Origin of the sequence: Nocardioides sp. (assembly GCF_035697785.1) — a bacterium.
In the GTDB taxonomy this organism is placed as follows: Bacteria; Actinomycetota; Actinomycetes; order Propionibacteriales; family Nocardioidaceae; genus Nocardioides_B.
Genome location: NZ_DASSCL010000123.1, coordinates 42,711 through 55,974, shown reverse-complemented (window position 1 = coordinate 55,974; position 13,264 = coordinate 42,711). Strand labels below are relative to the sequence as shown.

Genomic DNA, 13,264 nt, shown 5'->3' with positions numbered 1-13,264 from the left:
CCGATCGAGCGGTACGTCACCTGGCGAAGGGACGACGGCGAGCTGCTCGACCCGTGGATGCGTGTGCACGAGCGCCTCGGCGCACGGGTCTCGCGCCCGCTGCCCAGGTCGCTGCTGATCACCGGGACGGTCGCGGAGTGGTCGGAGTGGACCGGGTTGGCCTACCCCGAGTCCGGCGACTACGTGTTCCCCGAGGGCCTGGCCCCGCTCACCGTCGACGTGACCTCCGACACCTGCACCTACTGGGAGCCCAACGTCTGGATGGTGCACCCCGACATCTGACCCGCCGAGGAGTCACAAACTCAGCCCCCTCAGCGGCGTGTCGCCGCACCAGTGACCCCTCGGTCGCAGGTCAGCGCCGGATCAGCATCAGCTGCAGCACCGGGAAGGCGAGGACGCTGACGACGGCCGCGGCCAGCCTGGCCTCCCAGTCGGGCCGGATCACCCAGACCAGGATGTTCAGCGCCAGCAGCAGGGCCAGCAGCAGACCGCGCTGCCGCCGGCGTCGTCGCGCGAGCGTGCCGGTGTCGCGGCCGACGGGACGGAAGCCCGGCAGCCGGCCGGTGGTGTGTCGACGTACTGCCTGCGCACGGGACCTCCTGCGCTCGCGTCGTTCGGCCTCGGCGGCCTTGGCGGCCGACCTGATCGCGGCCTCCCGCTCGCGCTCGGTGCGGCGCTGGGCGCGTTCCTTGCTCATGGCCGTGCCGCCGAGGGGTCACTCGTGCAGCGACACGCCGCCGAGAGGCCTGAAGAAGTGACTCCTCGCGCGGTCACAGGGTCGCCACCCAGTTGGCCAGCAGCCGGGCGCCGGCGTCGCCGGACTTCTCGGGGTGGAACTGGGTGGCGCTGAGCGGACCGTTCTCCACGGCGGCGACGAACCGGTCACCGCCGTGCTCGGCCCAGGTCACCAGGGGCTCCTTCGTGCGGCCGCTGGTGCGCAGCAGCCACTCACGGACACCGTAGGAGTGCACGAAGTAGAACCGCTCCCCCTCGACGCCCTCGAACAGCCGGCTGCCGGAAGGGACCTCGACGGTGTTCCACCCCATGTGCGGTACGACGGGGGCGCGCAACCGCTCCACCACGCCGGGCCACTCGTCGAGCCCCTCGGTGTCGACGCCGTGCTCGACGCCGTGCGCGAACAGCACCTGCATGCCGACACAGATGCCGAGCACCGGCCGCCCGCCGGCGAGGCGGCGATCGACGATCTCGTGGCCCTTCACCGCGCGGATCCCCTCGACGCAGGCGGCGAAGGCGCCGACCCCCGGCACGACGAGCCCGTCGGCGTCCTGAGCGGCGGAGCGGTCGGCCGTCAGGGTCACGTCGGCGCCGGCCCGCTCCAGGGCGCGCACCGCCGACCGGAGGTTGCCCGAGCCGTAGTCGAGGACGACCACCGACGCCCGGCCCTCGCCAGGAGAGCCCAGCGTCACAGGCTGCCCTTGGTGGACGGCACGCCCAGCTCGCGCGGGTCGATCGCGACCGCGTCGCGCAGCGCCCGCGCAACCGCCTTGAACTGCGCCTCGACCAGATGGTGCGGGTCGCGGCCGGACAGCACCCGCACGTGCAGCGCGATCTGGGCGTGGAAGGCCAGGGTCTCGAACACGTGCCGGGTCAGCGAGCCGACGAACGGCGCGCCGGTGCCGCCGATCGTCGCGTAGGCCTGCGCGTCGGGCTCGCCGGTGTGCACGCAGTAGGGACGACCCGACACGTCGACGACGCCCTGCACCAGGGCTTCGTCGAGCGGGACGGTGGCGTCGCCGAACCGGCGGATGCCGCGCTTGTCGCCCAGCGCCTCGCGCAGGGCGTCGCCGAGCACGATGGCGGTGTCCTCGACGGAGTGGTGCGCGTCGATGTGGGTGTCGCCGTCGGTCTGCACGGTCAGGTCGATCAGCGAGTGTCGTGAGAACGAGTCGAGCATGTGGTCGTAGAAACCCACGCCCGTGTGCACGTCCGCACGGCCGGTGCCGTCGATGTCGAGCTCGACCAGGACCTTGGACTCCTTGGTCGCACGCTCGATGCGGGCTCGACGCGTCATCCCACTACCTCCACTAGGGCCGCCTTGAAGGCGGCCATCTCGTCGGGCGTCCCGATGGACACCCGCAACCAGCCGTCCGGGCCGGTCTCCCGGATCAGCACCCCCCGGTCGAGCAGGCCCTGCCACACAGCATGCCGGTCGGGGAACCGGCCGAACAACGCGAAGTTGGCGTCGGAGTCGGCGACCTCGTGGCCACGCCCGCGCAGCCACTCCACGGTGCGGTCGCGCTCCGCGCGCAGGTCGTCGACCCTGCCCAGCAGCTCCCCGGTGTGCCGCAGAGCCGCCAGCGCGACGGCCTGGGTGACCGCCGAGAGGTGGTAGGGCAGCCGCACCACGCGCAGCGCGTCCACGATCTCGGCGGACGCGGCCAGGTAGCCGAGCCGGGCTCCGGCCAGCGCAAACGCCTTGCTCATCGTGCGCGACACCGCGAGGTTCGGGGTGGTCGGGAGCAGCTCGAGCGCGCTCGGCGTACCTTCGCGCCGGAACTCCCCGTAGGCCTCGTCGATCACCACGACACCGCCCACCTCGGCGGCCGCCGCACACACCGACGCGACCGTGTCGAGGGGCAGTGCGGTGCCGGTGGGGTTGTTCGGCGACGGGAGCAGCACCACCGAGGGCCGGTGCTCCTTGACCACGGTCACCGCGTGCTCCACGTCGAGCGAGAAGTCCTCAGCACGGTGGCCGACGACCCAGCCGGTCATCGCGTCGCGTGCGTACTCCGGGTACATGGAGTACGTCGGCGCGAAGGACACCGCGGTCCGGCCCGGCCCGCCGAACGCCTGCAGGAGCTGGAGCATCACCTCGTTGGACCCGTTGGCCGCCCACACCTGCCGCGCCGTCACGCCGTGACCGAGGTAGCCGGCCAGCGCCTCTCGCAGCGCGGTGGCCTCGCGGTCCGGGTACCGGTTCAGCGTCCGCGTCGCGTCCGCCACCGCCGCCGCGACGTCGGCCACGACGGCCTCGCTCGGCGGGTAGGGGTTCTCGTTGACGTTCAGGGCGACCGGGACGTCGAGCTGGGGTGCGCCGTACGGCTCGATCCCCCGCAGCTCCTCACGCAGAGGAAGCTCCATCAGGCGTCCTTGCCGGCGAACCGCACCCGGATCGCCGCGCCGTGGCCGGGCAGGTCCTCGGCCTCGGCGAGGTTCACGACGTGGTCGGCGACGTCGCGCAGTGCGGCCTGGTCGTACTCGACGACGTGTACGGCCTTGCGGAACGCCCGCACCGACAGCCCGCCGGAGTGGCAGGCGCAGCCGCCGGTCGGCAGCACGTGGTTGGAGCCGGCGGCGTAGTCGCCCAGCGAGACCGGCGCGAACGCCCCGACGAAGACGGCCCCGGCGTTGACCACCCGGGCCGCCCACGCGGACGCGTCGCGGGTCTGGATCTCGAGGTGCTCGGCAGCGTAGGAGTTGACCACCGCGAGGCCCTGGTCGAGGTCGTCGACGAGGACGATCCCGGACTGCCGGCCGCCGAGCGCGGTGCGGACCCGCTCCCCGTGCCTGGTCACCGACACCTGCTTGTCGAGCTCGGCCTCCACGTCGGAGGCCAGCCCCTCGGACGGCGTCACCAGGACGGACGCGGCCATCGGGTCGTGCTCGGCCTGGCTGACCAGGTCGGCGGCGACGTGCGCCGGGTCGGCGGTCTCGTCGGCGAGGATCGCGATCTCGGTGGGACCCGCCTCCGAGTCGATGCCGACGACGCCCTTGAGCAGCCGCTTCGCGGAGACGGTGTAGATGTTGCCCGGTCCGGTGACCAGGTCGACCTTGCGGCACGGGCCGGCGCCGTAGGCGAACATCGCGATCGCCTGGGCGCCTCCGACGGCGTACACCTCCTCGACCCCGAGCAGCGCACACGCCGCCAGGATCGTCGGGTGCGGCAGCCCGGTGTCTCGCTGGGGGGACGACGTGAGCGCGATCGACCCGACCCCGGCGATCTGTGCGGGTACGACGTTCATCACCACGCTGGACACCAGCGGAGCCAGGCCGCCGGGGACGTAGAGCCCGACCCGCTCGACGGGGATCATGCGCTGGGTGACGGTGCCGCCGGGGACGACCTTGGTGACCTTGTCGTGCTCGAGCTCGGCCACACAGGTACGCCGAAGCCGGGCGATCGCCTCCTCCAGGCCGGCCCGCACCGCGGGGTCGAGGCCGTCGAGCGCCGCCCGCAGCGCGACCGATGGCACCGCGATGTCGCTCTGCTCGACCCCGTCGAAGCGGGCCGAGAACTCGAGGATCGCCTTGACCCCGCGATGGCGGACCGCGTCGCAGATCGGGCGCACGACGTCGAGGGCGGCCTCGACGTCGAAGTCCGCGCGCGGCACCACGGCGCGGTGGTCAGCGGCCTCGCGGCCCCTGAGGTCGATGCGGCGAATCATGCCCCGAGTCTAGGTGTCGGGGCGGTGCGGAGCGGGACCCGTTCCGAGCCGGGAGATGTGGCTATGTTGAGAGACGTGCAGGTGCAGCTACCGATCTTCCCCCTGAACACCGTCGTGTTCCCGGGCGTGACGGTGCCGCTGCACGTGTTCGAGGAGCGCTACCGCGCCCTGGTCCACCACCTGCTCACCATCTCCGAGAAGCCCGAGCGGCTGTTCGGCATCGTCGCGATCCGCGAGGGCTACGAGGTCGGCTCGCACGGCGTGCAGTCGGTGCACCGGGTCGGCTGTGTCGTGCAGATGACCTCGGTCGACCCCTACCCCGACGGTCGCTTCGACATCGAGGTGGTGGGGCGTCGCCGGCTCCGGCTGGACGCGCTCGACACCTCGGGCAGCTACCTGGTCGGCGACGTCGAGACCGTCGACGAGGCCCGGATCGACACCCCCGAGGGCGTGCACGAGGCCCTCCGCACGCGCGAGACGTTCGAGGAGTACCGGCGCCGGCTCAGCCACCTGCGCGGCGACGACGTGCTCGACGGGGACCTCCCTCGGGACCCGGAGTTCCTCTCCTACAGCCTGGCCGCGACCTGCCTGCTCACCCTGCAGGAGCGGCAGGCCCTGCTGGAGGCCTCCGGCCCGCTCGACCGGCTGATCATGCTCCGGCACGCCCTGCGCGAGGAGATGCGCGCGATGCGGGCGATCCCGTCCCTCCCGGCGACCGAGGTGGCCCGCACCAGCTGGTCGCCCAACTAGGCGCGCGGGTGGCGAGGAAGGGGCCGGCCGGTGGCACGCCCGCGACGGTGGCGCTGACCCGCGCGGGCATCGAGCACACCGTGCACACCTACGACCACGACCCGGGCGCCGCGTCGTACGGCCTGGAGGCGGCCGAGGCGATGGGCATCGACCCCGGCCGCGTGTTCAAGACCCTGCTGGCCTCGGTGGACCGCCGGCTGGTCGTCGCCGTCGTCCCGGTGTCGGGACAGCTCGACCTCAAGGCCGTCGCGGCCGCGGTCGGCGGCAAGAAGGCGGTGATGGCCGATCCCGCCGACGCGGAGCGGGCCACCGGGTACGTCGTCGGGGGAATCTCGCCGATCGGCCAGAAGCGGCCGCTGCCGACCGTGGTGGACGAGACCGCGCTGGGGCACGACACGGTCTTCGTGTCGGGCGGCCGGCGGGGCATGGAGATCGAGCTCGCCCCCGTCGACCTCGTCGGCGCAACCGGCGCGACGGTCGCCGGCATCGGCCGCTGACCCGTCGGGTCGGGGTCAACGCGTCGCGACGAGCTCCTCGAGGAGGGGTACGCCGCTCGCCGGGTCCGGGAGGGCGGCGATCTCGTCGGCCACGGCCCGCGCGCTGCGGCGGATCCGCTCGTCGCGCAGCGCCGCGAGGACCGCCTCGGGCAGCCGGTCCAGCACGGCCGGGCCGGCCGGCACCATGTCCCCCGCTCGCCGGTCGGCGACGCCGTCGACCTGCAGGGCGACGCCGGCCCCGACCGCGTCCACGCGCGAGGCGTTCTCGAACTGGTCGCCGGCGAACAGCGGCACCACGACCTGGGGCAGACCCGCGGCGAGCGCCGTCATGGTGGTCCCGAAACCGCCGTGGCCGAGGATCGCACCGGCATGAGGCATCACCCGGTCCTGCGGCCACCACTGTTCCACGTGCACGTTGCCGGGGAGGGCGCCCAGGGCCGCCGGGTCACCGGCCTCGCCGAGGGTCATCAGCACCCGGGCGGGGACCTCCCGGAGCGCCTCGAGGACGGAGGCGTAGAAGACCGGGAACAGCCCGATCGCGGCGGCCACGCTCCCGAACGTGACGTAGACGAGCGGGTCGTCGTGGTTCGCCCACCAGGCGGGCAGGGGCTCGGAGGCATGCTGCTCGGGCGCGGCGTAACGGAACCTGCGCGGCTCCCCGGCCGTGACCGTGGCGTCGACGTCGAACGACCGGGGCAGCAGCGTCCAGCGGGTCGCGTCCCGCAGCCCGGCCGACCCGCTCTCGCAGCCGAGCGCGCGCAGCGGCTCGTCGAGAAGGCTCACGAAGTCGTCGACGAAGCGGTCGAGACCGGGGTTCACCTCAACGGAGGGGATGCCGAGCCGCGTCGCCACCACGAAGGAGCTCAGCTCGCCCGGTTCGCGCAGGACGACGTCGGGCCGCCAGGCCTCGAAGATCGCCCGCATGGCCGGCAGCGCCGACTCGGCGTCGACGCGACCGAAGACCTCGCGGACGACCACCTCGTTGGCCTCCCGCATGGTCAGGGCCGGGACCCTGCCCATCACCGCTCCGAGCGCCTCCGGCGGAGCGTCGGCGACCGGAGACAGCTCCAGCCCGGCGCGCTCGACGGTGTCCCGGAACGACTCCGGCGCCGCGACGCGCACCTCGTGGCCGGCCGCGACGCAAGCGGCGGCGAACGGGACCAGCGGTGCGAAGTGTCCGGCGCCCGCAGTGGTGGCGACCAGGACCCGCACGACGGCGCTCCTCCTCCTCCTCAGTCCGTGGACAGCCGGAACAGGCCGTGCTGGACGTCCTCGTCGTCGAGCCAGGACGACAGCCCGAGGGCGTCGAGCGGCGCCACGTTGGCCACCACCTCCGGGTCGTCGCCGAGCTGCTCCGCGAGCCGGGTGGCCCAGTCCTCCGCGTCGAAGTTGACGTAGACACCGCCGGAGACCCGGTCCGCCTCCGGAACGACGCCGGCGAACGTCTCGTCGTCGCCGAGCCCACCGTCGGTGGTCAGACGGTCGACGTACGCCGGGTCGAGCCCGAGCACCACGAAGCCGTCGCCGGCGCGTTGCAGCAGCACGTCGTCGGACCCCTCCGGCACCAGCGCGCGCAGCCGGTCGAGCACCCGGACGATCTCGGTCTCGTCGCCGTTGATCCGGACGCCGACCGGTGCCCGCGGCACGTCGCCGCCGTCGAGGTCCGCCACGTCGACGGAGCCGTCCACCGACACCCGGAGCCCGTCGCCGAGCAGCGCCTCGAGGTCCTCGGGCAGCTGCAGCCCGGTCTGGGCCTCGAGGTCCTGCCAGAGGTCCGGATCGGTGCCACCGACCGCGGCGCCACCGAAGAGCTCGCCGAGCGACCCGACCCAGTCCTCCAGCCACCCGTCGCGGAACGACATCGTGAACGCGGCGGCCGTGCTGCCGGGCAGCTCCGCCAGGGACGGGGCGCCGGGTTCACCCACCGGCGCCACCCCGGCGGGCATCCCCTTGGTGACCACCTCGGCCTCGATGCGGCCGTCCTGGAACCGGATGACGCCGGCGGCGCCCTCGAAGTTCCGGTAGAGCTCGGTGGCGCCCTCACCGAGGGCGTCCTCGCCCGGGGCCAGGTCGGCCATCCGGGCCGGTGCGTCGGCGGCGACGTAGGCGTTGACGACACCCGGGTCACCGGCACGGTCGGTCCAGGTCCCGAAGTCCGCGTCCTCCGCCAGCGGCGAGGCCTCGGCGGCGGCCGCGTAGGAGTCGGCATCGGCCTGCTTCTCCATCAGCAGGGCATAGTCGTCGACGAAGGCGACGCCCAGCTTCTCGTCGGCGCAGTCGGCGAGTGCCGTCAGCCCGGCGGTCGCGGCGTCCTGGTCGTCCACCTGGACGAGGAAGAGGGGCGAGACTGTTGCGCCCTGGTCGGGCACCGCCGCCACCGCCATCCGGTTGCCGAGCCACGGCTCGACGTCGTCGGCGTAGGTGACGTCCTCGCAGTCGCTGTCCGCCAGCACGGCCTCGAAGGCCCATCTTCGGACGTCGTCGCGGGCATCGAGGTCGAGCTCCTCCTCGAGGGCCGGGAACTTCTGCAGCGTCCGGATCGCGGCGATCTTCTGGCTCGCGGACGGGTCGAGGTCGAGGCTGAGGTAGGCCAGGGCGCTGGCCGGTACGGCGTCGGCCGGTGATCCCGGCGCGGCCATCAGCTGGGCGAGGCCCCACCCGCCCGCGGCCACCGTCGCCACCACGGCCACGGCGGCACCGCCCACCAGACCCCAGCGCGGGCCGGTCCGGGGCGCGTCACCGGGCGACCCGAGGTACTCCGGCTCGCCGGGTCCGGGTGCGGGTGGCTGCTGGTCCGACACGTCGCGGCTCCTCAGATCGGCTCGGACGTCCAGGCTAGCCGCGGCCGAAGGGACGGACCGGCGAATGCGTCAGCCCGTCCGCGAGCGTCGGGTCACTCCGGGGCGGCCGGCGACCAGAGCACGACCAGGGCGCCGAGCAGCACCGTCACCGGCCACACGAGGTAGGTCACCGCCGCGTCGACCGTCAACGCGGCGGACAGCTGCGCACCGGTCTCCGCGGTGGCGGCGAGCGTGCTCGGGTCGGCGGGGCCGAGCCAGCCGCCGAGGACCGACATCAGCGCCGCGGCGACCGCGGAGCCGACGATCAGCAGCCCGCTGGTGAGCAGGTGGTCGCGGGAGCGCCACCAGGTGACCGCGGTCCCGGAGACGAGACCGAGCACGGCGGCGATCACGGCATACCAGGCATCCGGGTCGAACCGCTTGGCGAGCTCCACCTCGCCCATCGCGATCCCGCCGTCGCCGGTGACCGTGAACGCGGCGGGTTCGCACAGCGCCCACCAGAGCACGCCGCCGACCAGACCGAGCGCGACGTAGGTGCCGAGCACGGCGACCACGTCGTCCACCACGGCCGACCGCCGGGTGCGACCGTCGGTGGCGTCGGGTGGGCTCGCGACGCCGGTCACTGCCCGCTGAGGCAGTGCGGCCCGAGCAGCGCCTTGAGGTCGGCGAACAGGGCCGGGCTCGGCGCCACCCGGAGGCGGTCGTCGAGCTTCATCACGGTCGTCGCGGTCTTGGTCATCAGCCGCAACCGTACTTCGGTGACGCCGGGATGCGTGGCGAGGACCTCTTTGAGCTGCTCGATCACGGGCGGCGTGCACCGGGTGGACGGCATCGAGATGGTGACCGGTCCGGAGGGGCCGTCCGACAGGTCGGGGACGCTGACCTCCTGGCCGTGCAGCTCGGGCTGGTCCTTGGAGCGGGACAGCCGGCCCTTGACCGTGATGATCGCGTCTTCCTGGAGGAGCGTGCTCGCGAGCTGGTAGGCGCTGGGGAAGAGGAGCACGTCGATCGCGCCCTCGAGATCCTCCAGCGACACCATCGCCCACGCGTCACCGCGCTTGGTGATCTTGCGCTGCACCGAGGTGACCAGGCCGGAGACCGTGACCGTCGAGCCGTCGGGGCGCTCCTCGTCGAGCAGCAGCTGGCCGATCGTGCAGTCGGTGCCGTTGGAGAGCAGGTGCTCGAGGCCGAGCAGCGGGTGGTCGGAGACGTAGAGGCCGAGCATCTCCCGCTCGTGGCCGAGCAGGGTCATCTTGTCCCACTCGTCGATCTCGGGGATCCCCACGGCCATGTCGAAGATCGGCTCGGCGCCTCCCATGCCCCCCTCGTTGAACACAGAGTCGAACAGGGAGTCCTGTCCCCCGCCGGCGTCCTTCTTGATCGTGGCGTAGCGGTCGACCGCCTCCTCGTGGATGCTGACCAGGGCCCGCCGCTTGTGCTTCATGTCGTCGAACGCGCCGGCCTTGGCCAGCGACTCGATCACGCGCTTGTTGCAGACCAGCGCGTCGACCTTGTCCATGAAGTCGTTGAAGTCCTCGTAGCGACCCCTGGTCTCGCGGGCCTCGACGATCTTGTCGACGACGTTGCTGCCGACGTTGCGGATCGCGGTCAGGCCGAAGCGGATGTCGCGGCCGACCGGCGTGAAGTTGGCGGCCGACTCGTTGACGTCGGGCGGCAGCACCTGGATCTTCATGCGGCGGCACTCGTTGAGGTAGATCGCCATCTTGTCCTTGTCGTCGCGGACGGACGTCAGGAGCGCGGCCATGTACTCGGCCGGGTAGTTGGCCTTGAGGTACGCCGTCCAGTAGGAGACCAGGCCGTAGGCGGCGGAGTGGGCCTTGTTGAAGGCGTAGTCGGAGAACGGCAGCAGGATGTCCCACAGGGTCTGCACGGCGTTCATGGAGTAGCCGCGCTCGACCATGCCGGCGGAGAAGCCGGCGAACTGCTTGTCCAGCTCCTCCTTCTTCTTCTTGCCCATCGCGCGGCGCAGGATGTCGGCCTGGCCGAGGCTGTAGCCGGCCAGCTTCTGCGCGATCGCCATGACCTGCTCCTGGTAGACGATCAGACCGTAGGTCTCACCCAGGATGTCCTCGAGCGGCTCGGCGAGCTCGGGGTGGATCGCCTCGACCGGCTCGCGGCCGGTCTTGCGGCGGGCGTACTTGTTGTGGGAGTCGGCGCCCATCGGACCCGGCCGGTAGAGCGCACCGACCGCGGAGATGTCCTCGAAGGTGTCGGGCCGCATGGAGCGCAGCAGCGCGCGCATCGGCCCACCGTCGAGCTGGAAGACGCCGAGGGTGTCGCCCTTGGCGAGCAGGCGGTAGGTCGCCTCGTCGTTGAGCTCCAGGTCCTCGAGCACCACCGTCTCACCGCGGTTGGCCTCGATGTTGCGCACCGCGTCGTCGAGGACGGTCAGGTTGCGCAGCCCGAGGAAGTCCATCTTGATCAGGCCGAGACCCTCACAGGTGGGGTAGTCGAACTGCGTGATCATCGCGCCGTCGGCGGGCCGCTTGAGCAGCGGGATCACGTCGACGAGCGGCTCGCTCGACATGATCACCCCGGCGGCGTGCACACCCCACTGGCGCTTGAGGCCCTCGATGCCGATGGCGGTGTCGACGACCCGCTTGACGTCGTGGTCGGTCTCGTAGAGCGAGCGGAACTCGCCGCCCTCGCCGAAGCGCTTGTGTCCGCTGTCGAAGATGTCCTGGAGCGGGACGTCCTTGCCCATGACCGCCGCGGGCATCGCCTTGGTGATCCGGTCGCCCATCGCGAACGGGTAGCCGAGGATCCGCGAGGAGTCCTTGACGGCCTGCTTCGCCTTGATGGTGCCGTAGGTGACGATGTAGGAGACCCGGTCGTCGCCGTACTTGTCGGTCACGTAACGGATCACCTCGCCGCGCCGACGCTCGTCGAAGTCGATGTCGAAGTCGGGCATCGAGACGCGGTCGGGGTTGAGGAACCGCTCGAAGATCAGGCCGTGCTCGAGCGGGTCGAGGTCGGTGATCCGCATGGCGAAGGCGACCATCGAGCCCGCGCCCGAGCCCCGGCCAGGTCCGACCCGGATGCCGTTGCGCTTGGCCCAGTTGATGAAGTCGGCGACGACGAGGAAGTAGCCGCTGAACCCCATCTGGGTGATGACGCCGAGCTCGAAGTCGGCCTGCTTGCGGACCTCGTCGGGGACGCCGCCCGGGTAGCGGTGCGAGAGGCCGGTCTCGACCTCCTTGACCAGCCAGGAGTCCTCGCTCTCCCCCGGCGGGCAGGGGAACCGCGGCATGTACTTGCCGGGCGCCTCGGAGAACTCCACGTCACAGCGCTCGGCGACCAGCAGGGTGTTGTCGCAGGCCTCGGGCAGGTCGCGCCAGATCTGGCGCATCTCCGCGGCGGACTTGAGGTAGTAGCCGTCGCCGTTGAACGCGAACCGCTGGCCCGGGCCGTCGCCGGCCGGGATGTCCATCGTGCTGCCGGAGTTGATGCAGAGCAGGTGCTCCTGGGAGGGGGCGTCCTCGCGGTTGACGTAGTGGGAGTCGTTGGTCGCGAGCAGCGGGATGCGCAGGTCCTTGCTGAGCCGGAGCAGGCCGTCGCGGACCCGGGCCTCGATCGGGAGCCCGTGGTCCATCAGCTCGAGGAAGTAGTTGTCCCGGCCGAGGATGTCCTGGAACTCCCCCGCGGCCTGACGTGCCGCGTCGTACTGCCCGTAGCGCAGGTGCACCTGCACCTCGCCGGACGGGCAACCGGTCGTGCCGATGATGCCCTTGCCGTGCCGGGCGAGCAGCTCGCGATCCATGCGGGGCTGCTTGAAGAAGCCGTCGCGCCACGCCCCGGTGGAGAGCCGGAACAGGTTGTGCATGCCCTCGGTCGTCTCCGAGAGCAGCGTCATGTGGGTGTAGGCGCCGCGGGCGGAGACGTCGTCGGGGCCGCCGTCGTAGAAGTTCACGCCCTTCTTGTCGAAGCGCGAGATGTTGGGCGTGAAGTAGGCCTCGATGCCGATGATCGGCTTGACCCCGGCCGCCTTGGCCTTGCGGTAGAACTCGTGGGCCCCGAAGACGTTGCCGTGGTCGGTCATCGCTACGGCCGGCATGCCGAGCTCGGCGGCCTTCTCGGTGAGCTGGGTGAGCCGGGCTGCGCCGTCGAGCATGGAGTACTCGGTGTGCACGTGCAGGTGCACGAAGCTCGGGTCCGACGCTGCTGCCGTCATCTGCGGAGATGACCCCTTCCGGACTGGCTGGCTGTGACTGGTGCGGGCATGCCTGGGACGACCGGGGACGGTGACCGGCCGCACCTTCTGGGGAAGGCCGTCAGCCTACGCGACCGCGGGACCCACGTTGGCAGGACCCGCCGACAATCTCGGGGACCGGGTCAGGACCGGGCCGGGGTCCCGGCGGCGACGCTGGTGCGGCCCCACCCGTGGATCCGGTCGATCGCGATCCACGCGTCCACGCGGGCCCGGTCGCGGCGCTTGTACGGCGAGCCGGTGTAGTGCACGGCGAGCCGGTCGATGCCGGCAAGGTCCGGGTCGGCACGCATCTCCACGACCCGCCCGGTCAGCGAGACGTGGGTGTACCAGCCGGCCTCGTCGAGCACGGTCAGCGCCACTCGCGGGTCGGCCCGGAGGTGGTCCAGACGTTTGCGGCCCTCGTCCATGTTCACGTGGATCCGGTCGCCGTGCTCCTCGGAGCTGTCCAGCAGGTACCAGGTCGCGACCGACACGGGCTGGCCGTCCCTCCTCAGCGTCGTGATCGTCGCGGGGTTGGCCTTGGCGAGCAGGGCACGGACGTCGTCGGGCAGCCTGAACGGTGCGGTGTCGGCCATGCCCGGA

At 72.0% G+C, this 13,264-nt stretch carries 12 protein-coding genes and 1 pseudogene; 3 read left to right on the top strand and 10 right to left on the bottom strand.

Annotation, left to right across the window (positions count from 1 at the left end):
• Nucleotides 1–282 (top strand): annotated as a pseudogene (locus VFH10_RS13330) (hypothetical protein); the annotation flags it as partial.
• Between the two features lie 70 nt (nt 283–352).
• Here VFH10_RS13330 and VFH10_RS13325 read toward each other — a convergent pair.
• From VFH10_RS13325 to hisD, 5 genes are all read right to left on the bottom strand, one after another.
• On the bottom strand, nt 353–697 hold the full coding sequence (locus tag VFH10_RS13325) for a hypothetical protein (protein ID WP_325129309.1): 345 nt from the start codon (nt 695–697) through the stop codon (nt 353–355).
• 73 nt (nt 698–770) lie between these two features.
• Nucleotides 771–1,427, bottom strand: a complete 657-nt coding sequence (gene hisH, locus VFH10_RS13320; RefSeq protein ID WP_349256533.1) for an imidazole glycerol phosphate synthase subunit HisH — start codon at nt 1,425–1,427, stop codon at nt 771–773.
• On the bottom strand, nt 1,424–2,032 hold the full coding sequence (hisB, locus tag VFH10_RS13315) for an imidazoleglycerol-phosphate dehydratase HisB (RefSeq protein WP_325129307.1): 609 nt from the start codon (nt 2,030–2,032) through the stop codon (nt 1,424–1,426). The genes hisH and hisB overlap by 4 nt, the downstream gene beginning before the upstream one ends.
• Nucleotides 2,029–3,102, bottom strand: a complete 1,074-nt coding sequence (locus tag VFH10_RS13310) for a histidinol-phosphate transaminase (protein WP_325129304.1) — start codon at nt 3,100–3,102, stop codon at nt 2,029–2,031. The genes hisB and VFH10_RS13310 overlap by 4 nt, the downstream gene beginning before the upstream one ends.
• Nucleotides 3,102–4,403: a histidinol dehydrogenase gene (gene hisD / locus VFH10_RS13305; RefSeq protein WP_325129302.1), complete on the bottom strand. Its 1,302-nt coding sequence runs from the start codon at nt 4,401–4,403 to the stop codon at nt 3,102–3,104. Before hisD ends, VFH10_RS13310 begins: the two co-directional genes overlap by 1 nt.
• 75 nt (nt 4,404–4,478) lie before the next feature.
• Between hisD and VFH10_RS13300 the strand changes: the two genes are divergently transcribed.
• Both VFH10_RS13300 and ybaK read left to right on the top strand, forming a co-directional pair.
• Nucleotides 4,479–5,153, top strand: coding sequence for an LON peptidase substrate-binding domain-containing protein (locus VFH10_RS13300; RefSeq protein WP_325129300.1), 675 nt, complete (start codon nt 4,479–4,481; stop codon nt 5,151–5,153).
• An 8-nt stretch (nt 5,154–5,161) separates the two neighbouring features.
• Nucleotides 5,162–5,650 carry a Cys-tRNA(Pro) deacylase gene (gene ybaK, locus VFH10_RS13295; RefSeq protein ID WP_325129297.1) on the top strand — a complete coding sequence of 163 codons (489 nt, stop codon included), beginning with the start codon at nt 5,162–5,164 and terminating at the stop codon, nt 5,648–5,650.
• A 15-nt stretch (nt 5,651–5,665) separates the two neighbouring features.
• On the opposite strand, the gene VFH10_RS13290 is transcribed toward ybaK, so the two are convergent.
• The 5 genes from VFH10_RS13290 to VFH10_RS13270 form a co-directional block, all read right to left on the bottom strand.
• Complete coding sequence (locus tag VFH10_RS13290) at nt 5,666–6,862, bottom strand: glycosyltransferase (RefSeq protein WP_325129296.1); 1,197 nt, start codon at nt 6,860–6,862, stop codon at nt 5,666–5,668.
• Nucleotides 6,863–6,882: 20 nt separating this feature from the next.
• Nucleotides 6,883–8,451 (bottom strand): DUF3352 domain-containing protein, encoded by a 1,569-nt coding sequence (locus tag VFH10_RS13285; RefSeq protein WP_325129294.1) that lies wholly within the window; start codon nt 8,449–8,451, stop codon nt 6,883–6,885.
• A gap of 92 nt (nt 8,452–8,543) precedes the next feature.
• Nucleotides 8,544–9,074 carry a hypothetical protein gene (locus tag VFH10_RS13280; RefSeq protein WP_325129292.1) on the bottom strand — a complete coding sequence of 177 codons (531 nt, stop codon included), beginning with the start codon at nt 9,072–9,074 and terminating at the stop codon, nt 8,544–8,546.
• A complete protein-coding gene (gene dnaE / locus VFH10_RS13275) occupies nt 9,071–12,643 on the bottom strand; it encodes a DNA polymerase III subunit alpha (RefSeq protein WP_325129290.1) in 3,573 nt (1,190 codons plus the stop codon). The genes VFH10_RS13280 and dnaE overlap by 4 nt, the downstream gene beginning before the upstream one ends.
• Before the next feature lie 161 nt (nt 12,644–12,804).
• Entirely contained in the window at nt 12,805–13,257 is a 453-nt protein-coding gene (locus tag VFH10_RS13270; RefSeq protein WP_325129288.1) for a TIGR03618 family F420-dependent PPOX class oxidoreductase, read from the bottom strand.
• Between the last annotated feature and the right edge of the window lie 7 nt (nt 13,258–13,264).